This is a genomic window from Streptomyces sp. NPDC047515 (genome assembly GCF_040643055.1).
Lineage (GTDB): Bacteria > Actinomycetota > Actinomycetes > Streptomycetales > Streptomycetaceae > Streptomyces.
This window is the reverse complement of sequence record NZ_JBEYTM010000065.1, coordinates 1-21,451: the sequence shown is the minus strand read 5'-3', so window position 1 is coordinate 21,451 and position 21,451 is coordinate 1. Positions and strand designations below refer to the sequence as shown.

10 protein-coding genes and 1 pseudogene are annotated in these 21,451 nt (G+C 71.7%); 5 read left to right on the top strand and 6 right to left on the bottom strand.

Features of this window, described 5'->3' with window-relative positions; genetic code table 11:
• Positions 1 to 9: 9 nt before the first annotated feature.
• Positions 10 to 8,403 (bottom strand): type I polyketide synthase, encoded by an 8,394-nt coding sequence (locus ABZ826_RS33600; protein WP_361457030.1) that lies wholly within the window; start codon positions 8,401 to 8,403, stop codon positions 10 to 12.
• A 372-nt stretch (positions 8,404 to 8,775) separates the two neighbouring features.
• Here ABZ826_RS33600 and ABZ826_RS33595 point away from each other — a divergent pair, with 372 nt between their 5' ends.
• Positions 8,776 to 10,092, top strand: a complete 1,317-nt coding sequence (locus ABZ826_RS33595; protein ID WP_361457027.1) for a TerD family protein — start codon at positions 8,776 to 8,778, stop codon at positions 10,090 to 10,092.
• A 52-nt stretch (positions 10,093 to 10,144) separates the two neighbouring features.
• Here ABZ826_RS33595 and ABZ826_RS33590 read toward each other — a convergent pair whose 3' ends face one another.
• Entirely contained in the window at positions 10,145 to 11,317 is a 1,173-nt protein-coding gene (locus ABZ826_RS33590) for a glycosyltransferase (protein WP_361457024.1), read from the bottom strand.
• Positions 11,318 to 11,375: 58 nt separating this feature from the next.
• On the opposite strand from ABZ826_RS33590, the gene ABZ826_RS33585 reads away from it, so the two are divergent.
• Complete coding sequence (locus ABZ826_RS33585; protein WP_361457021.1) at positions 11,376 to 12,161, top strand: aspartate/glutamate racemase family protein; 786 nt, start codon at positions 11,376 to 11,378, stop codon at positions 12,159 to 12,161.
• 59 nt (positions 12,162 to 12,220) lie between these two features.
• Positions 12,221 to 12,784, top strand: coding sequence for a hypothetical protein (locus tag ABZ826_RS33580; RefSeq protein ID WP_361457018.1), 564 nt, complete (start codon positions 12,221 to 12,223; stop codon positions 12,782 to 12,784).
• A gap of 228 nt (positions 12,785 to 13,012) precedes the next feature.
• On the opposite strand, the gene ABZ826_RS33575 is transcribed toward ABZ826_RS33580, so the two are convergent.
• The gene (locus ABZ826_RS33575; RefSeq protein ID WP_361457015.1) at positions 13,013 to 14,116 is read right to left on the bottom strand and encodes an O-antigen ligase family protein; all 1,104 of its coding nucleotides are present in this window, start codon (positions 14,114 to 14,116) and stop codon (positions 13,013 to 13,015) included.
• 189 nt (positions 14,117 to 14,305) lie between these two features.
• Between ABZ826_RS33575 and lnt the strand changes: the two genes are divergently transcribed.
• Entirely contained in the window at positions 14,306 to 15,907 is a 1,602-nt protein-coding gene (gene lnt, locus ABZ826_RS33570) for an apolipoprotein N-acyltransferase (RefSeq protein WP_361457012.1), read from the top strand.
• 30 nt (positions 15,908 to 15,937) lie between these two features.
• Positions 15,938 to 16,417, top strand: a complete 480-nt coding sequence (locus ABZ826_RS33565; protein ID WP_361457009.1) for an NUDIX domain-containing protein — start codon at positions 15,938 to 15,940, stop codon at positions 16,415 to 16,417.
• A gap of 54 nt (positions 16,418 to 16,471) precedes the next feature.
• Here ABZ826_RS33565 and ABZ826_RS33560 read toward each other — a convergent pair whose 3' ends face one another.
• The 3 genes and pseudogenes from ABZ826_RS33560 to ABZ826_RS33550 form a co-directional block, all read right to left on the bottom strand.
• Complete coding sequence (locus ABZ826_RS33560) at positions 16,472 to 17,860, bottom strand: MFS transporter (protein WP_361457006.1); 1,389 nt, start codon at positions 17,858 to 17,860, stop codon at positions 16,472 to 16,474.
• Positions 17,861 to 18,735: 875 nt separating this feature from the next.
• Positions 18,736 to 19,305 (bottom strand): type 1 glutamine amidotransferase domain-containing protein, encoded by a 570-nt coding sequence (locus tag ABZ826_RS33555; protein ID WP_361457003.1) that lies wholly within the window; start codon positions 19,303 to 19,305, stop codon positions 18,736 to 18,738.
• Between the two features lie 1,943 nt (positions 19,306 to 21,248).
• Positions 21,249 to 21,451: pseudogene (locus ABZ826_RS33550) on the bottom strand (IS630 family transposase); the annotation flags it as partial.

Sequence of the window (21,451 nt, the reverse complement as noted above, 5' to 3'; positions counted from 1 at the left end):
AGGACGTCCTCAGACCCGGCTGCCCAGCCACTTGTGGACGGCGACTGCGGTGGTACGGGCGTGTTCCTCCAGCATGGTGAAGTGGTCCCCGGGCACGGTGACCTCGGCGTGCGGCAGGCTCCAGTCCGGGGCGGGTTCGGCGCCGGGCAGCAGGTCCCGGGCTCGTACGTACAGGGTGGGACAGGCGAGCGGCGCGGGTTTCCAGTCGCTGAAGAGCTCGAAGTATCCGGCCATGGCGGTGAGCCGGTCGGGCTCGGCAGAGGCGAATTCCGCCGCCCGGCGCAGCATGTCCGACGTCATCGCGGAGAGCGCCTGGCCCCGGTCGCCGTGACCCGGGGGATAGGTGTCCACCAGGACGACGGCCGCCGGGGCGGCACCCTCGGACTCCAGACGCTCGGCCACGGCATGGGCCACCCAGCCACCGGCCGACCGCCCCAGCAGTACCGGGGGGCCTTCGGCCGCGGCTGCGCGGACGGCGGCGGCCTGGGCGGTGACGAGGGCGTCCAGTGTGGCGGGCAGAGCCTCTCGGGGCTCGAACCCCGGGTGCCGCACCGCGGAAACCGGCCGCAGCCCTCGCAGCCCGGCACCCAGGCGCGCGTACTCCTGCGGTCCGGACAGCGCGCTGAGCGCGGGGGAGCAGACCAGCCGGGCCCCCGTGCCGCCCGCCGCGAGCACGACGGGTGCGTGCGTCGCTCCGGCCGCTCCGGCCCTGTCGAAGACCGGGCGCAGGCGCGCGGCGACGGTGAGGAGCACCATGCCGTCCCAGCTCTTTCCCCGGGCGCATGCGGTACGAAAGAGCGCGCCCAGGGAATCCGGAGCTCCCCCGGCGTGCGGTGCGTCGGCGGCCTGCACCCGGGCGTCCGGCTGAGCGCCCGCCTCCGGACCGCCCCCCGCGCCGTCGTCCGCCGCTCGGCCCGGGGAGTCTGGAGAGCCGGCGTCCACGGGCCGTACCGGGCCGTCGGACGCGGCGCCCACAGGAGGTGCCTCGGCGGCATACCGCCGCGTCAGCTCGGCAGTGAGCGCGCGCGGCGTCGGGAAGTCGAACAGCAGCGTGGACGGCAGTGCCAGCCCCGTCCACGCCGCGAGCTCATTGCGCAGATCGACCGCGGCCAGGGAGTCCAGCCCCAGGTCCGCCAGCAGGGTGTCCTCGTCGATTTCACTCGCCTCCTCCCGGTGGCCCAGGACGCGGGCCGCCAGGATCCGGACCTTCGTGAGCAGCACCCCACCCTGCTCGCCGGGGGGAGCATCCGTCGGCGCCCGGCCGAGTCGGTCCCCGCCCGCGTTGCCCGCCTCGGCAGCAGGGGTTCGCAGCCGGTTCGCCGCAGGGTCGCCGCCGCGGAGAGCGGCCGGCGTGAGCCGGGCCGCCACCACCACGGGTTCGTCACCGGCCACGGCGGCATCGAAGAGGGCCAGGCCCTCTTCCGGGCCGAGCGGGCCGAACCCGGAGCGGGCCATCCGCTGCCGATCCGCGTCGCCGAGGTGCGCCATCATGCCGTCGTGCTGCCGCCAGGGGCCCCAGACGATGGACGTACCGGGCAGTCCGAGCCGCTTCCGGTGCCGTGCCAAGGCATCCAGCACGCAGTTGGCCGCGGCGTAGTTGGCCTGGCCGGCGGAGCCGAAGGTACCCGCCACCGAGGAGAACAGCGCGAACACGGCCAGGTCGTGTCCCCGGGTCAGTTCGTGCAGAGCGAGAGCGGCGTCCGCCTTGGGGTGCAGCACCCGCCTCAGACGGTCGTTGGTGAGCGCCGCGACGACGCCGTCGTCCAGCACTCCCGCGGTGTGCACCACGCCGGTCAGCGGGTGGGCCGCCGGTACCGCGTCGAGCAGGGCGGCGAGCGGCGTCCGGTCCGCGACGTCACAGGCGCGAACGGTCACCCGGGCGCCCGCCTCACGCAGCTCCGCGACGAGTTCCCGGGCCCCTGGAGCGTCCGGCCCGCGTCGGCCGGCGAGCAGCAGATGCCGGACGCCGTGGGCGGCGACCAGGTGCCGCGCCACCAGCATGCCCAGGGAACCTGTGCCGCCGGTGACCAGGACGGTGCCCTCAGGGTCGAGCGGCCGCCGCTTCCGCGGCTTCGGTGCCGCCTCGGCCAGTGGCACCAGCTTCGGCACGTACGCCGCCCCGCGACGTACGGCTGCCTCCGGTACCGAGGCGGCCAGCAGGGCGGGCAGGGCGCTCCAGGAGTCGGGGTGTTCGTCCACGTCGATCAGGGCGAAGCGGCCCGGGTTCTCCCGCAGGGCCGAGCGGACCAGTCCCCACACCGGTGTGTGCAACGGTACGGACGCTGTATCGCCGGATCGGCCGCCGATCCCGCGATCGGCGTCATCCGCAGGGAAACCGTCGTCGGCCGAAGTGACGACGCCGGACGTCACGACGACGAGACGGGAGCGGGACAGGTGCGGTTCGGCGAGCCACTCCTGCACGAGCCTCAGCGCCCAGCCCGCAGCCCGCAGCAACCCGGCGGCTTGGTCCTGCGCGCCGCCGGTCGTGTCGGGCGGCGGGCACGGTGCCACGACGACGGCCGACGACGCGTCGCACGCCGCCGGGCCGGGGTACACCGGGACGCCGGAACCCGGGGGCGCGAGGGCGTCCACCAGCCGTGTGCCCGGCGTGCCCAGAGCCCCCCAGCGGGGCATCGCCACGGGTGCGGGCGGCTCGGTCAGCGGCACCCAGTCCGTCCGGTGGAGAGCACCGGTGACCGCGTCCGCCGTCGCCGAGCCGGTACGGGGAAGGGGCCGGAGCGTCAGCGAACGAACCGTCGCCACTGGTGAGCCCGTCTCGTCGGTCAGCTCCACTCCGGCCTGTCCGTCGGGCCCGGCGGTCATCCGTACCCGCAAGCGCTGTACGCGGGTGGTGTGCACGCGCACTCCGCTGAAGGCGAACGGCAGGGCCAGTCCGTCGGCCGCCGGACCGGCTGTCCCGGAACCGTTTGTGACAAGGCTGTCCAGGGCCAGGGCGTGCAGCGCCGCGTCGAGCAGCGCGGGATGCAGGACGAAGTCCGGGCCGTCCGTCTCCGGGCGCGGGGCCCGGGCCGCTTCGGGCAGCGCGACGTCGGCGTACAGCTCCTCCCCGTGCCTCCAGGCGGCGTGCATGCCCTGGAAGGCGGGGCCGTAACGCAGCCCGTCGGCGGCCAGCCGCTCGTACGGTCCGGCCCCCGGACCGTCGGCATGCAGCGGCATCGCCGCCTCCGGCGGCCAGGACGCGTGCGGCCAAGGCGCGCCGCCGGTCTCGGTGGTGGCCGCTTTCCGGTCCGCGGGCGGCTGCGCCGGCGAAAGAGTGCCGGTGGCGTTCCGGAGCCAGGGCCGGTCACCCGCCGGAGTGTGCGGCCGGGAATGGAAGAGCACGGTCCGCCGTCCCGCGTCGTCCGCCCCCGCCACCTTCACCTGCAAGGCGACGGCACCGTCCGAGGGCAAGGGCAGCGGCGCGGTCAGGACGAGCTCGTCCAGGACGGCCGTGCCCGCCAACTCGCCGGCGTGGAGAGCCATTTCGACGAAGGCGGTCGCCGGCAGCAAGATCTCCCCAGCCACCACATGGTCGGCGAGCCACGGCTGGTCGCGCACCGAGAGCACTCCGCTCAGCAGCAACCCGTCGTCGTCGGCCGTGCGGGTGTCCGACCGCAGGAACGGATGGGCGGGCTCGGCCGTCGGGGACACGGGCGGATGCTCCGGGGCCGACTCCAGCCAGTACCGGCGGCGCTGGAAGGCGTACGTGGGCAGTGCGACGCGCCGCCCGTCGCGCCCGGCGAAGACGGCCCGCCAGTCGACGGGCACGCCGCGGGCGTGCAGCGCGGCCAGCGTGTCGAGCAGGGTGTCCGCTTCCGGCCGCGTTCCGCGCAGTGTCGGCAGGACCAGCGGTGCCGGGCCCTGCTTGCCGCCGCCCGCGTCGCCCGTCTCCGGGTCCGCCGGGGCCGGTCCGGACGAGGCGAGGCAATCTCGTACCAGGCCGGTGAGTACCCCGTCCGGCCCCAGTTCGACGTAGTGTGCCGCGCCTCGCTCAGCCAGGTGCGCCACCGAATCGGCGAAGCGGACCGGACGGCGGACATGGTCCACCCAGAACTCCGGTGTGCACAGCTCCTCGTCGGTGGCCGCCCGGCCCGGCACGGCGGTGATCAGAGGCAGCCGCGGCGCGGCGAAGGACAGACGCCGGACCACGTCCGCGAAGTCGGCCAGCACGGGCTCCATCCGAGCGGAGTGGAAGGCATGGCCGACCCTCAGCGGCGTCGCCGAACGGCCCCTCGTCCGGAAGTACGCGACGGCCTCCCGCACCGCGGCCTCGTCGCCCGAGACGACCACCGAAGCGGGCCCGTTGACCGCGGCGATCTCCACCGCACCCCCGGTCTCGGCGAGGTGGGCGGCCACCTCGTCCGCCCCGGCGGCCACAGCCGCCATCGCGCCGCCCGGCGGCAGCGCGTCCATCAGCCGGCCCCGGGCCGCCACCAGTGTGCACGCGTCCGCGAGGGACAACACCCCGGCGACATGTGCCGCCGTCACCTCGCCCACCGAGTGCCCGGCCACCAGGCCGGGGCGTACCCCCCAGGCCTCGAACTGCCGGAACAAAGCCGTCTCCAGGGCGAGGAGCGCCGGCTGAGCGAACCGGGTGGTATGCAGCAGCGCGCCCGTCTCCGTACCGGGCCCGGCGAACATGACGTCCCGCAGGGGCACCGGCAGCAGCGGGTCGAGCAGGGCACAGCACTGGTCCAACGAACCGGCGAAGGCCGGATGCAGATCCCGCGACGCGTACAGTTCACGGCCCATGCCGACGCGCTGGCTGCCCTGGCCGGTGAACAGCAGGGCCGGCGGGCCGTGGTGGCGGGACGTGCCCGTGCGCACTCCGGGCCGGTCGCCGCCCTCCGCCACGGCCCGCAGGGAGCCGAGCAGTTGGGCACGGTCCCGGGCCACCACCACGGCGCGGTGCTCGAAGGCCGCACGCGTGGTGGCGAGCGAGTAGGCGATGTCCACCGGGGTCGCATCAGGGGCGGCGACCACATGGTCGTACAGCCGTCGCGCCTGGCCCCGCAGCCCCGGCACGCTCCTGGCCGACACCGGAAAGGCCACCGCGGCCGGTCCGGGATGTGCCGCACCGTCCAGCACCGCCCCGGGCCCGACGCGGCGGCTCGCGGTCCCGCAGTCCGCCACGGCACGCGGCGCTGCGGCCTCCCCGTCGTCCGGGGCCTCTTCGAGCACCACATGGGCGTTGGTGCCACTGATACCGAACGAGGACACCGCCGCCCGTCGCTGACGGTCCGTCGCAGGCCACTCCACCGCCCGGGTCAGCAGCGCGATCCGCCCCGTCGACCAGTCGACACGAGGGGTCGGCTCGTCGGCGTGCAGCGTACGCGGCAGCACGCCGTGCCGCATCGCCTGCACCATTTTGATCACGCCGGCCACTCCGGCGGCGGCCTGGGTGTGACCGATGTTCGACTTCACCGAGCCCAGCCGGAGGGGACGCTGCCGCGCGTGGCGCCCGTACGTCGCGAAGAAGGCCTCCGCCTCGATGACGTCTCCCAGCCGGGTGCCGGTGCCGTGCGCCTCCACCGCGTCGATGTCCCCGGGATTCAGCCCCGCGTCCACGAGCGTCTGCCGGATCACCCGCTGCTGCGCCGGTCCGTGCGGTGCGGTCAGCCCGTTGCTCGCCCCGTCCTGGTTCACCGCCGAACCGCGCACCACGGCCAGTACCGGAAGTCCGGCGCGGCGTGCCTCGGACAACCGGCTCAGCAGCAGCATGCCGGCGCCCTCGGCCCACCCCGTGCCGTCGGCGGACGCACCGAACGCCTTGCAGCGGCCGTCCGGAGCCAGCGCCCGCTGGCGACTGAACTCCACGAACGACGACGGCCCGGACATCACCGTGGCGCCGCCGGCCAACGCGAAGGCACACTCACCGCGGCGCAGCGCCTGGGCCGCCAGGTGCAGGGCCACCAGGGACGAGGAACACGCCGTGTCCACGGTGATGGCCGGGCCTTCGAGGCCGAAGGTGTAGGCGATACGGCCCGAGGCGACGCTTCCGGCGTTGCCGAGGCCGAGGTACCCCTCGACATGCTCGGGCGTCCTTGTCAGGTGGCGGGCGTAGTCGCTGTACATCAGCCCGACGTACACCCCGGTCGCCGAGCCGCGCAGGGTGCCGGGGACGAGACCGGCGTGCTCGAAGGCCTCCCACGCCACTTCGAGCAGCAGCCGGTGCTGCGGGTCCATGGCCAGCGCCTCGCGGGGAGAGATGCCGAAGAAGCCGGGGTCGAAGCGGTCCGCACCGGAGAGGAAGCCGCCTTCGCGCACGTACGTCCGTCCGGGCCGCCCGGGGTCCGGGTCGTACAGCGCCCGGGTGTCCCAGCCCCGGTCGGTGGGGAAGGGGCCGATGGCGTCCCTCCCGTCGGCCACCAGCCGCCACAGGTCCTCGGGAGAGGTCACGTCTCCGGGATAGCGGCATGCCATCCCCACGATCACCGCGGGGTCGTCGTCCGGCCGGGCCGCACTCCGGTTCACGGGCCCGGCGCCGCCCGGCGCGGCGGCGCTCCGTTCCCCGAGGTGGGCGGTGAGCGCGGCGACCGTGGGAAAGTCGAAGGCGACGGCCTCGGAGAGCGGCAGGCCGGTCACCGCCGACAACCGCTCCCGCAGCACCGTCGCCGTCAGGGAGTCCATGCCCAGGTCCCGCAGTGCCGTGTTCGGCTCCACCGCCTCAGCTGTACAGCCGAGTACGGCCGCCACCTCGTTCCGCACCAGGGTCAGCAGGTTTTCCAACGGCATCCCGGTGGCCTCCGCGCCCAGCGCCCGCGCCGGCCGGCCGGCGAGGTTCCGCCGCAGGGTCTTCCCGGAGGCGGTACGGGGAAGGTCCGCCACTTCGAACAGCTCGACGGGCACCTTGAAGCTGGACAGTTCCGCACGGCAGGCGGCGAGGATGCGCCCCCTGTCCAGCACGCCGCCATCGGGCTCGGGGACCAGATAGCCGACGGGCACCTCGCCGAAGACGGGGTGCGGGCGTCCGGCCACGGCGGCGTCCGCCACCCCCGGCAGCCGCCGCAGCACCGCCTCCACTTCCGAAGGATTGATGTTCACCCCGCCTCGAATGATCAGATCACTCGCCCGGCCGGTGACCGCCAGTCCACCGAAGGCATCGATCCTGGCCAGGTCACCCGTGCGGAACCAGCCATCGCGCAGCACCTCCGCGGTGGCTTCCGGCCTGCCGTGGTAAGCGGCCATGACCCCGGGCCCGTTGACCCACAACTCGCCCTCGCCCGTGTCCCGGCCGTCGGGGCCGCCGCCGACCCGGACCCGGGTGCCGGGCAGCACCCGGCCGCACGCCCCGGACGTCGTCGCCTCGCCCGGCGCCGGCATGGTGACCGGGCCCGCCTCCGTGCTGCCGTAGTGCTCCAGATAGGGGACACGGCAGATCGCCTCGAAGGACTCGGCGAACCCGGGCCCCGCCGCGGCGCCACCGCTGATGCAACCCCGCAGCGCTGGGGTGCCGAGACCGCCGCCGTCCTTGCCGTTCTCCTCGCCCCGGACCGCGGCGAGCAGCGCCGAATACGTAGTGGGGACCCCGCCGAGCAAGGTGAACGAGGCGTTGCTGCACCGCAGTTCGCCGAGCACCCCCACCACCGAGAACCGGGGCAGCAGCACCGCGCTCGCCCCCACCGCGGTCACCCCGAGGAAACACACAATCTGGCTCATCGCGTGATGGAGGGGGAGCGGCCACAGCACGTGGTCCCGTTCGGACAGGCCCAGGACGCCGACGAGGCCCGTCGCGACCGGCGCGAGGCGGTTGCGCTGGGTGGACAGGACGCCCTTGGGCGCGCCGGAGGAGCCCGAGGTGTAGAGCAGCCAGGCCACTTCGTCCAGTGCGAGATCGTCCCGGGCCGGCGTCCGCGGCTCCGTACCGGCCAACTCCTCGTAGCGCAGAACGCCGCCCGCGACCGCGGCGGGCCGGCCCCCGGTTCCGCCGGGCTCGTCCGCCGGTTCCTCGAAGTCCGCGCGCGAAGGCGGGTTCCCGGCCCCGTCCTCGCCGCCGCCTTCGGCCACCACCACGGTCAGCCCGGGGCGCAACGGCAGCGTTCGCCGCCGCGTCAGGCAGGCGCCATCGGTGATGAGCACCCGTGCCCCGCTGTCGTCCAGCAAGCGGGTCAGTTCCTCTTCCGAGTTCCCGGGGTCCAGGGGTACGCCCACGCCGCTCGCCCGGGTGACGGCGAGCAGGCTCTCGACCGCCTCCACACGGTTGCCGAGCAGTACGGCCACCCGGTCACCGCGCGCCAGGCCGAGTCCTGCCAGGTGACCGGCCAGCCGTGCGGTCCTCCGTTCCAGCTCCCGGTAGGTCACGCGCCTGAGCCGGTCCTGGAAACAGACCTTGTCCCCGAGGCGCCGGGCGTGGTACCCGAGCAGTTCCGGCAGTGGTTTGACGATGTCGGCGTGCGGACCCACCGCATGACCTCCTTGAGACGACCCGTCGTTGAGGACGACGGCACTGTTCACCTGGTTGCCTCCCGGCGATGGGTGGACCCCGGTGGGGCGGAGTCCCGTGCGGTCCGGGCCCCAGGTTGCCTCCCGGCAATGAGTGGACCGCGTCGCGGTCCCTCCCTGAGCCTTCCTCGCGACCGCCGCGCGCAACGACGGCATCGCCGTCAGATTCCAAGGGGGCAACAGTCATGCCGGACCCGGAGGCCCTCTTGCGGGACCGCGAAAAAGAGAACGGGGTACCGACGGAGCGCCGGGCGGTGGCCGCACCGCTGTGGGCCCCGTGGCGCGCAGGGGATTAGGTTGTCGGAGAAAGGCATTCGGGCAGCCGGACTCGCGATGGGGGCGAGCATGACCATGCTAAAAGGCGCCAATGTTCCGGTGGCGGCTCGGGCCGTGCGGGTCGAATTGGGGTGGCGCGCACTTCCGGGGACACCGGACGTGGACGGCTCGGCACTCCTTCTCGTGTCGGGAAAGGTGCGCGACGACGCCGACTTCGTCTTTTACAACCAGCCCTCCCACGCGTCCGGCGCGGTTCGTCACGAGGGCAAGCGCACCACCGCCGACGGGGTGACGGACAGCCTCGCCGTCGATCTGGCACGCGTCGAGCCGGCCGTGGAGGGCATCGTCCTGGCGGCCTCAGCGGACGGCGGCACCTTCGGTCGGGTGACGGGGCTTTACGTACGGGTCACGGACGCGTCGAACGGCTCGGAGATCGCGCGCTTCGACAGCACGGACGCGACGGTCGAGACCGCCTTCATTCTCGGGGAGCTCTACCGGCGCCAGGGCGCCTGGAAATTCCGTGCCGTCGGCCAGGGATACAGCAGCGGTCTCGAAGGTCTCGCGACGGACTTCGGTATTTCCGTCGATGAACCACAGCGGCCCCAACCGCATCAACAACCTCAGTCCCCTCAACGGACCCAGGGGGGTGCACGGGTTGACGATCTGCCCCCGCCTCCGCCGGTGCTCCCGCCCGTGCCGCCGACGGCGCCCCCCGTGCCTCCTGCCGCCCCGCCCGTCCGGCTGTCAAAGGTGACGCTCACCAAGGAGGCGCCCTCGGTCTCCCTGGCCAAACAGGGCGGTACCACGGGAGTCCTGCAGGTCAATCTCAACTGGCAAGTGCGCAAACAGTTCAAGGGCTGGGCGAGCAAGCTCGGCAGAGCGGTCGCCGACCACGCGGACCTCGATCTCGATCTCTGCGCCCTCTACGAACTCACCGACGGCCGCAAGGGAGTCGTACAGGCACTCGGAAACGCGTTCGGTGCACTCAGGCAGCCCCCGTATATCCATCTCGACGGAGACGACCGCACCGGCGCCGTCGCCACCGGTGAGAACCTCACCGTCAACCTCGACCAGAAGGACAAGTTCCGCCGCGTCCTGATCTTCGTCACCATCTATGAAGGCGCCCGGAGTTTCGCCGATCTCCATGCAACGGTCACCCTCCGGCCCCAGCACGGTGCTCCGATCGACTTCTCGCTCGACGAATGCACCGTCCCGTCCACCGTCTGCGCGCTCGCGCTCCTCACCAACAACGGGGGAGACCTCACGGTGCAGCGCGAGGCCCGTTATCTCGTACCCGAGCGCGGAGTGAGCCCGCAGCGCACCATCGACTACGCCTACGGGTGGGGCATGAACTGGACGCCCGGCCGAAAATGACCCCGCGGGGGTCCGGTCGGCACTGCGGTCATCGGCCCACGGCCGGCTCCGCTCACCGGTCCGGCGCGGCCTCGGGACGGGCGTACGTACGCCCCTTCCAGGCCGCGCCGCGCCCCCGGTGGTGCTGTACGGCGGAATCGACCGTCATCAGCAGATAGAGCGCGGCGGTGAACGGCAGCAGCGGCGCCAGCCACAGCGACTGCCGGTAGTAGCCGAGCATCGGCATGTACGTGCTGGTCATCATGGCCCACGCCGCCCCGCCCGCCCAGGCCGCCACCGGAGCACCGCCGAGCACCCCGGCGACGAGCGTGACCGGCGGCGCGAGATAGACCAGCGCGAGCCCCAGGACCGTCCCGAGGAGCACCGGCGGACTGTGCCTCAACTGGGCGTACGCGCTCCGCGACACCATCCGCCACAGATCCGCCAGGCACGGATACGGCCGCACGCTGTCCACCCGTTCCGCCAGCCCCAGCCAGATCCGCCCGCCGCCGCGCTGCACCGCCCGCGCCAGCGACACGTCATCGATCACCGCTTGCCGGATCGACTCCGGTACCCGGGCCCGCTCCGCCGCTTCCGTCCGCAGCAGCACACACCCTCCGGCCGCCGCGGCCGTCCGGGCACCAGCCCGGTTCACCCACCGGAACGGATAGAGCTGCGAGAAGAAGTACACGAAGGCCGGCACGACCAGCCGCTCCCAGACGCTCGACACCCTCAGCCGGGCCATCTGCGAGACCAGGTCGAACCCGCCCGAGACGGCGGCGGCGACGAGCTCCCGCAGGCTGTCCGGCTCATGCGCGATATCGGCGTCCGTCAGCAGCAGATACTCGGGCTCCCGGGCCCGTGCCAGCGAGATCCCGTGCTGCACGGCCCACAGCTTGCCGGTCCAGCCCGGCTCCGGCTCACCGGGTGACACCACCGTCACCGGCAAGCCCCCGTACCGCACGGACAGCGCACGGGCGACATCTCCGGTGCCGTCCTTGCTGCAGTCGTCGACGAGGAAGATCTCCGCGGCCCCCGGATAGTCCTGGGCCAGCAGTGACGGCAGACTCACCGGCAGCATGTCCGCCTCGTCACGCGCGGGCACGACGACCGCGACGGACGGCCAGTGCTCCGGGGCCTCCCGGGGCGGCAGCCGCTGGTCGGCGCGCCAGAAGAAACCCTGTCCCAGCAGCAGCCACACCCACGCGGCCAGCGAACCCACGGCGATCCAGGCAACGGCACTCATTTGCCGCAGTCTGCCCCACTGTGACGGAACCGCAAGGGCGGTCGACTAAGGTGACCGGGTGAAGATCGCGCTCATGGACTCCGGAATCGGCCTGCTCGCGGCCGCCGCCGCGGTACGCCGCCTGAGGCCCGACGCCGATCTGGTGCTCTCCTCGGACCCCGGAAGCATGCCATGGGGGCCGCGTACCCCCGAGGACGTGACCGCCCGCGCGCTGGACGTGGCCCGAGCGGCCGCGGCCCACCGGCCCGACGCGCTGATCGTCGCCTGCAACACGGCCTCCGTGCACGCCCTGCCGGCGCTCCGCGCCGAACTCGAACCCGCACTGCCGGTCATCGGCACCGTTCCCGCCATCAAGCCGTCCGTCGCCGGCGGCGTCCCCGTCGCGATCTGGGCCACGCCGGCCACCACGGGCAGCCCGTACCAGCGCGGACTCATCCGTGAATTCGCCGGCTCCGTCGCCGTCACCGAGGTTCCGTGCCCAGGTCTCGCCGACGCCGTGGAGCACGCGGACGAGGCGGCGATCGACCGGGCCGTCGCCGCAGCCGCCGCGCTCACCCCGCGTGATGTGCGGGCCGTGGTCCTCGGGTGCACCCATTACGAACTGGTCGCCGAACGCATCCGTGCCGCCGTCCGGCAGCCCGGTCTGCCTCCCGTCGCGCTCCACGGCTCCGCCGGTGCTGTCGCCGCCCAGGCGCTGCGCCGGATCGGGGCCGAACCCGCTCCGTCGGCCGAATCGGCCGGAGGCGTCACCGTGGTTCTCAGCGGGCGCAGTGCCGACCTGCCGGAAGCCGCTCTGGCCTATGCCGAGGGGCAACTGCTCGGCGCCGTCAGCCCCGCCCGCTGACCCTGCGCGGGCCATCGGACCCATCCCCGGCGTGCGGGTTCTTGAGTACGCTGCTTGGCATGAGGGACCACCCCCGAAAACCGAGGCATACCGGAGCCGATCCCCACTCCGAGGTCTGGATCGGCCGGGCCACCAACCGGGCCCAGTGGGTGCTCGCCGCCGCGGGCGCGGCCTGTGTGGCGCTCGGTGTCCAACTGGCCGTTACCTCCAACTGGGCCTCCGGCATCGCCCCGCTGCTGATGTCCGTGATCGGCTGCGTGGCCGCCGGACTGCTCATGCTGTTCGGCACTCTCGCCTTCGTGAACGTGGCCGTCAGGGTCGACGGGGACGCTCTGGAAGTGCGCTGCGGCCACATGGGCCTGCCGCGCCGCCGGATCCTGCTCACCCATGTGGTGGGCGCGGAATTCGCACCCCGGGTCACCCCGCGCCAGTGGGGCGGCTGGGGCTACCGCTGGCGCCCCGAGCAGGGCACGGCGGTGGTGGTCCGCAGGGGCGAGGGGCTGGTACTCAGGCTCGGTGACGGCCGGACGTTCACCATCACGGTCGACGACGCGGAGGCGGGCGTACGGTTCATCCGCGAGCGCCTGCACCTGCGGGCGACCGGCGCGCCGGCCGGAGCCTGACCCGCGGCACGGCCCGCAGGGCCCCGGCAACGGCTCGGAGCGCGGCGCGGCAGGCCGGCCGGGCGCGACCCGTCCGCATCGCAGGGTTCGTACACCGGGCCGCCCCCGTCACTGGACCGCAGGCCGTCCGTATCGGTGGGCCTACACCGGGCCGCCCCCTCCACTGGACCGCAGGCCGTGCCGCCCGCGTCGCCGGGACCGTACGCCGCATCGTTCGCCCCGTCCGGATCATCGGCCCGTGCCGACGCCGTCCGGCTCATGTGCCCCGTGCGTATCGTCTTCCCCGTCGTCAGCCCCGCCCGCCGTGCCGTCGCCGATGGGGCTGCGGGCCGAGGCGAGCCCCGCGAGCAGCCCCGCCCCCGCGGTCACCGGCGCGAAGCTGAGCGCGTTGCCGACACTCGCCAGCACCGCGAGTGCGGTGAGCGCGGCGCCCGCGGTCAGGACGACGGCCGTACTGCGTGGCGAACGCCACAGCACGTACAGCAGCCACCCGAAGGCCGACCCCAGCAGCACCACTCCCAACACACCCTGCTCGGCCGCCTGCTGCAGGGGCGCCGAGTGCGGTTTGCCGTCGGGGCGGACCGTCCGTTCCACGGTGGGGCTCAGCTCGGCGAACCGTGCCGGGCCGACGCCCAGCAGAGGGTGTTCGTCCGCCAGTTCCCACGCGTCCTGCCACAGCTGCACCCGATTCGAGGTGAGCGGACCCTCCAGGGAAACGATCAGGCCGTGGGGCAGCGCGTCCGCGGCGACCGCCCCTGACGTGCCGACGACGAGCCCGGTGGCCAGGGCGAGCCCGGCGAGACCCAGCAGCCGTTGTCGCATCCTGGCGGCGAACAGCGAACAGAGCAGCACCGCGCACGCCGCGACGGATCCGGCCACCGAGCCCAGCGCCGGGGCCGCGCAGACCGTGCCGAGCGCCAGCATCCGCAGCGTGAACCGCTGGGAAGCCCGGCGGGCGGCCGCCGCCGCGCAGCAGGCGGCGCCCACCGAGAGCATCAGCAGTGTGGCGGCCGCCCCGGCATGACCGGCGGCCGTGTCCACCGCGACCGTGGGGCCGGGCATGCCATGGCGCGAGAGGAGTGCCAGGAGGAGCGCCCCCGCGGCGGCGGACGCGGCCGTCGCCACCGGCAGCAGCGTTCCGCAGATCCGCCCGCAGGCGAAGCCCGCGGCGACGGCGAGCAGGGCCAGCAGGACGCCCTCCGGGCCCGTCTCCCGTCCGGCGGCACTGATCAACGACCAGATCGCGCAGGCGGCGAGAACAACGGCCCCGGCTCCGTCGGACGCATGGCTCCGTTCCCACGTCCGGGCCCGACCCGCTGGTGCATGTGTCACGTTCGCCCCCCGACCTGTGACCGACCCGTTCGCATCGGCCGGATCCGGCCGATCGGCGGGCACTGGCGGACACCGTAACGGCAGGGGACCGGATCTGTGCGGGAAAATGGCGAAACGATCCGGCATGAAGGGTTCCGTCACGCGAACGGGACTGCCTCGCACACAGGCGATCACCGTAGACTCCGCCGGGTGAGCGCCACCATCACCTCAGTCGACGACCCGCAGCAGCCCGCATTCACCCCCGTGCCCCGGGGGAGACGGCTGACACATCGGTTCGTACGGCCCGCAGCCGCCGTGATCTCCGGAGTGCTGCTCTACCTGAGCTTCCCCCCGCGCCCCCTGTGGTGGCTGGTTCTGCCCGGATTCGCACTGCTCGGCTGGGTGCTCCACACCCGCAGACTGCGTGCGGGGTTCGGCCTCGGCCTCCTCGCCGGGCTGGGCTTCATGCTGCCGTTGCTGTACTGGACGGGCGAGGAGGTCGGTCCGGTGCCGTGGCTGGCGCTGGCCCTGGCCGAGGCGCTGTTCATCGCGGTGGGCTGCCTCGGGATCGCCGCTGTCTCGCGCCTGGCCTGCTGGCCGGTCTGGGCCGCCGCGGTCTGGGCCCTCGACGAGGGGGTTCGGGCCAGGGTGCCGTTCGGCGGTTTCACCTGGGGGAAGATCGCGTTCGGGCAGGCGGACAGCGTGTTCCTGCCGCTCGCGGCCGTGGGCGGCACGCCGCTGCTCTCCTTTGCTGTGGTGCTGTGCGGCTTCGGTCTCTACGAAGCGGTACGCCAATTCCGTAGGTACCGCAGCACGGGCGAGATGCCCCGGGCCGCCGTCGCCGCGGCGGCCGCGACCGTCCTCGTGCCCGTCGCCGCCGCCTACGCCGCCCTGCCGCTCGTGGACGACTCGGCAGAGGACGGCACCGTGACCGTCGCCGCGATCCAGGGCAACGTGCCGCGGCTCGGACTCGACTTCAACGCCCAGCGCCGCGCCGTCCTCGACAACCATGTGCGCCGCACGGAACAACTCGCCCAGGACGTGAAGGCGGGCAAGGTTCCCCAGCCCGACTTCGTCCTGTGGCCGGAGAACTCCTCCGACCTCGACCCCTACCGCAACGCCGACGCGCGGATCGTGATCGACGACGCGGTGAAGGCGATCGGCGTGCCCACCGTGGTCGGGGCGGTGGTGGAGCCCGACACCGGCAAGCTGCGCAACACCCTCATCCAGTGGGATCCGAAGGCGGGGCCCGGCGAGACGTACGACAAGCGCCACATCCAGCCGTTCGGCGAGTACATCCCGATGCGTTCCTTCGTGCGCCTCTTCAGCTCCGACGTGGACCGCGTACGACGGGACTTCGGCCCTGGAAAGAAGGTCGGCGTCTTCGATCTGGCAGGCACGAACGTGGGCCTGGTGACCTGCTATGAGGCCGCCTTCGACGACGCCGTGCGGGACACGGTCATGCACGGCGGTCAGATGATCGCCGTACCCAGCAACAACGCCGCCTTCGGGCGCAGCGAGATGACCTACCAGCAGCTGGCCATGTCCAGGGTCCGGGCGGTCGAGCACAGCAGGTCCGTCGTCGTCCCGGTGACCAGCGGGGTCAGCGCGGTCATCCGCCCGGACGGGACCGTTGTCCAGAAGACGAAGCTGTTCACCTCGGACGCGCTCGTGGACAAGGTGCCGCTGAGGTCCTCGCTGACGCCGGCGACCCGGATGGGCACGCTCCCCGAAGGACTTCTCGCGCTGATCGCCGTGGCGGGGCTCGGCTGGGTCACCGTGCGTTCGGTACGGCTGCGGCGGAGTCGCTGAACCACCCCGCCCGCCACGTAGGGTCGGTCCATGGCTACTCCTGATTTCATCCGCGACATCCGTGCCACCGCCGGCCAACAACTGCTGCTGCTGCCGGGTGTCACAGCCGTGGTCTTCGACGACGAAGGCAGAGTGCTCCTCGGACGCCGGTCCGACACCGGAAAGTGGTCGGTCATCGGTGGCATCTGCGAGCCCGGTGAGCAGCCCGCGACGACGGCGGAGCGCGAGGTGTACGAAGAGACCGCCGTGCGCTGCGTGGCGGAGCGAGTGGTCCTCACCCAGGCCCTGGCACCGGTGCAGTACGCCAACGGCGACCGCTGCCAGTACATGGACGTCACGTTCCGCTGCCGGGCGACCGGTGGCGAGGCGCGCGTCAACGACGACGAGTCGCTGGAGGTGGGCTGGTTCCAGGTGGACGCGCTGCCGCCGTTGAACGAGTTCTCGCTCTTCAGGATCAAGCAGTCACTGACCGACGAACCCACCTGGTTCGAGCCCACCGCTCAGCGGTGACGACCCGTGCTCGTCGGACGGGTCCGGTTCCCCGGCCCGTCCGACGAGCACGGCTCAGACGCCTCGGGCGTCGGCCGGCAGCGCCGCGGGCGCCTCCGGCTCCGGGGCAGCGGCCCCGTCGATGTCCGACAGATCCCGGTTCCTGGTCTCCTTGGCGCAACCGACCGCCAGTACGGTGATGAGCGCCGCGGCTATGACGTACAGCGAGATGGGTGTCGAGCTGTCGAAGTCCGCGAGCAGAGCGGTGGCGATGAGCGGCGCGGGGGCACCGGCCGCGACCGACGAGAACTGCGCCCCGATCGACGCGCCCGAGTAGCGCATCCGGGTCGCGAACATCTCCGAGAAGAAGGCCGCTTGAGGCGCGTACATCGCGCCGTGGAAGATGAGCCCGACAGTGACGGCGAGCAGCAGACTTCCGAAGCTCCGGGTGTCGATCAGCGCGAAGAACGGGAACATCCACAGCCCCACGCCGATGGCGCCGACCAGATAGACGGGCTTGCGCCCGATACGGTCCGACAGTGCGCCCCACGCCGGAATGACCGCGAAGTGGATGGCCGAGGCGATGAGTACCGCGTTGAGCGCCGTCTGCTTGCCCAGATCTGCCGCGGTGGTGGCGTAGACGAGGATGAACGCCGTGATGACGTAGTAGCTGATGTTCTCCGCCATCCGGGCCCCCATGGCGATCAGCACATCGCGCCAGTGGTGCCGCAGCACGGCGACGAGCGGCATCTTCTCCGCCGCGGCGGAGGCCGACCTGCGCTCCTTGGCCTGCGCCAGCGCTGCCTTGAACACCGGCGATTCATCGACGGAGAGGCGAATCCACAAGCCGATGACCACCAGCACCCCGGAGAGCAGGAAGGGGATGCGCCACCCCCAGGCCCCGAAGGCCGAGTCCGACATCAGCGCGGTGAGAGCGGAGAGCACCCCGGTGGCGAGCAACTGCCCGGCCGGAGCCCCGGTCTGCGGCCAGGAGGCCCAGAACCCGCGCCGCTCGGGATCCCCGTGCTCCGACACCAGCAGCACGGCCCCACCCCATTCACCGCCTAGGGCGAAGCCCTGCACCAGACGCAGGACGGTGAGGAGCACGGGGGCGGCGGCGCCGACCGTGGCATGCGTCGGCAACAGCCCGATGGCGAACGTCGCTCCGCCCATCATCAACAGACTGAGCACCAACAGCTTCTTCCGGCCGAGCCGGTCGCCGTAGTGCCCGAACACCAGGGCACCGAGCGGCCGGGCGGCGAAGCCGACCGCGTAGGTCAGGAACGAGAGCAGCGTGCCGACGAGCGGGTCGGACTCGGGGAAGAACAGCTTGTTGAAGACCAGCGCGGCGGCTGACCCGTACAGGAAGAAGTCGTACCACTCGATGGTGGTCCCGATGAGGCTTGCGGCGACGATGCGCTTGAGTGAGCGGGTGGTCGGCGGGGCGGATGCCGAGGCAGCCATGAACACCACTTCCGGACGGTTGACGGGGACGGATTCGTGTCGCCACACCGTAGGAAGGGGCAGGTCAGAGGCGTATGTGGCGGGACCCCATAGTTCTCGGGCCGGGTGTGCGCGGGGCCACCATGACAGGCATGTCGAGACTGCTTCGAGGGCCGGGCTGAAGGCTGGCAGGCGCCTGTCCGGGTTGCACCGTTCGGCATGGTTCAGTGCCCTGGTGCTGACTCCTGTGCTGGTTTGGTGCTGACTAAAACCGCATGTCAGCACCCTGATCACCTATCCCGTGCTGACTTGGTGCTGACTACGCAGCGTTGAACTTCGGTATTCGGGGCGGACCGGACGGGTGGTGTCTCTATGGTGTCGGCGGCTGATGCGGCGCAGTCGGGAGTGCGGACCAGGCGCGTGGTCTGCGGGCCTGGTCCAACAGGGAACGCCAGTTCGAGCATATGGGGGAGAGCGCCGAGCGGGGTGGTGAGAGCACCGAGGGGCGATCGAAGCGCTGGTGAACAAGGAGCGGGCCCGTTTCGGCGATTCGAGGGCCATGCCCTCCACGCTGGTTCAGCGTTCGATGCCGGTGGAGTGTTGGGGGGCCTCCCACAGTTTTGGATCCGGAAGCGCTGCGTTGACGGCAGAGCGACAGGACCGCCATGGAGTCGACGGCTCACCACCCTGCACCGACCCGTCCAAAGAGCCGCTCGGCCACATGGGTGTACGGCGCTCGTCGGAACGTCGTTTCGAACGCGTACGGCGGGCACTTCCGCAGCGACGAGGTCGTCGTGTTGCGAGAACGAGGTGGGAGAAGCAGCTACGGGGTGCTGCGCCGTGGCGTCCACGAGTCTTTCGCGTAAGCCGGAAGCCACGTATCGGATCGATCGCGTTCAGTGAGCGTCTACGGCGAGCGCCGCATCGATCTCTTGGAGGAACGGCTCCAGATCACCCGGGTTGCGCGAGGTGATGAGGGTCCAGCCGCGGGAGTCATCCTTGATGACCGGCTCGTCGGTCCATTCACCACCGGCATTGCCGATGTCTGTCCTCAACGAGGGGTAGGAGGTGAGCCTCTTGCCTTCGACGACACCCGCCTCGACCAAGGCCCAGGGGCCGTGACAGATGGCAGCTATGGGGCGCCCGGACGACGTGAAGGAGCGGACGATCTCCGTCGTCGAACCCTGCTGGCGCAGCGCATCGGCGTTCAACGTGCCACCCGGCACGAGCAGTAGGTCGTAATCGGCCGGGTCAACGTCGCTCAAACTAAGTTCGGGGCGTATGGATTTTCCAGGAGCCTTGTCGCCGACCAGGGTCTGAATGTCGTCCGCCGACACGGCAGCGACGTCCACATTGGCGCCCCAACCACGCAGGTGTTCGAGGGGCACCAGGAGTTCGTCCTGCTCGACGCCGTAGTTCGTGACGATTGCCAGCACATTCCGCGTACTCACGTCGTTGTCAGACATTCCCAGACCTTTTCGGTTGGATGGGTCCGCCGGGAGCGGTTTGCTGTCGTGGGGTCCCCGAATCTTTGCGCTTATGCGGCCTCGCCAGGCCTCCCGGCCCGCGGGAAACGATCGGAACCTGCGCCGCGCCGGAGCCCAATCGCCGTGGTGGTGATCACGGAGTCGCGTGGAGACTCGACACCGAAGACCCTGCCTTGCGGGTCGTGCAACAGGGCCGTACGGCGATCACCCTCTACGGCCCGGCCGATGGTTCCGCCACCGTGTCGGGAGGCCGCCTCCGCTGCCGTGCCGGCATTCGGTACGGGGGAGTAGACGTTCCAGCGCGGACTCGTCCGCTCGCCGCTCAGCGCCGAACCGGCCGATACGATCCAGGCTGCCACGTTGCCGACGTCCCGGAGCGCGACGCCGCCCTGCTCGTAGCAGACCCCGCAGCATCGGGGCCGGGCGTAGGCCCACTCAAGTACCTCGGCGTAGAAGCCCCGGGGTGGGCTGGGCGTGGAAACCATGGCGTTGCCTTGCGAGGTGGACTCGCCCCCCAGCATGCACGCTCGGCGCCTTTGGCGGCGAGCGTACAGCGGGTGGCCGAAGCGGGAAGCCACTGTGTTGTTCCTCCGCCCATGCGCTGAGCAGGCACAGGAGGCTTCGGAGCGAACGCTGTCCGCACTCCGTACCAAGGCCGGACACGGCCAGCACTCACACTCCGACGCCGTCTCCCGCCTTGAACTTCGAGAGCAACCGGGGAGACGGATCGCTCCGCAGGACGGCACGGTCAGCACCAGTCAGGGAGACAGCATTCGGGTCGACCACGCGCTGCTTCGCTCGCCGCCATCCTGTACGACGCGGTGGTGCTGTCCGAGGGGGCGTTTCACAGACGATCCGGTCCGGAGGTTCGTCCGCGACGCGTGCGGTCGGCAAGCTCATCGTTGGCTACCGGTGGAGGCGTCGGCTGCCCTGGCCGCTCTCGTGCCCCGCTGGGGTCACCCGCTCAGATGCGGCGGGAGGCGACCCATCGCTCCGTACGGAGTGGTGACCGCGGCCAACGGTGACGACGCCTCCAGTGATGCGTTCGCCGTAGCGATGGCCGACGGCAGCGTGAGTGGACACAGCCACGCGCGCCGGGCGAACTTCGGGGCACGGTGGAAGCATGGTGCGGTGGAGGGCGCGTTCGACGCCCGTGACGAAGACAGACGCCTGCAGTCGTTGATGCGCATCTCCTCCAAAGCGGCTGCCCAATTCCTTTGCTGCCAGTCTCCATCCCCGTGTGAGATGCCGACTGCGGCGCCAGGACCCTGTCCCGTTGTCACGGACCATTTCCGAGGCGACCTCACTCAACTTGCGGTTGGTCCGCTGGGAAGGTGCGAAGCAGCGACGCGAGAAGGGACGAGAGCAATGACCACAGAACCTTCCCCCGAGGGCCCGGGGCCAGCCCCCAGTCGGCCGGATCCGGTGCCACACGACCCGCAGCCGCCGCCCGAACCAGGTCCCAGCGAACCCGAGCCCCAGCCAGACACGTCGCCCCCGGCGCCGGGTCCCAGTTCTCGCCCGGTCCCCGAGCCGCCCGACTGACTGGAGAGTGCCGCTCCCCGCGGCTCATATTTCTGGTGGCTTCGTCCATGAGAATGGACAGCACTTCGACACCGAGTCGGGAGGCAGGACCCTCCTGAGACCGGGCGGAAGTTCACGAGTTTCGGCTCTGGTCCCCTTCGTGTGGTCGCGTACACAGGGTGACTGTTGATCTTCGCCTAATGGATGGTTCCAGTGGTCGTAGGCGGTCAGAGCGCGCATGACTGACCGGCCCGCGCATCAGGCCCCCTTAGTGGTCTGCGCCGGAAGTCCTTCGGGGGTTGACTCTGGAGTCGGGGCGGTGTGTGTCATGTGGGCGCCTGAGGCTCAGCTCTCCATGTCGACGGCGAGGACCTCGCCGTGACCGTCGAATGTCACGACTAGTGTCCTGCGCCGGGAATTCGATCAAGATATGCGGCGAGGCGTTCGAGGATCTCGTCGGCGCTCTTCGTCCAGGCGAAGGGGCGGGGGTTCTCGTTCCAGGTCTCGATCCAGATTCGGATGTCTTTCTCCAGCGCGTGGAGGGACTTGTGGGTGCCGCGCCGTATCTGCTTGTCCGTCAGGAGTCCGAACCACCGCTCGA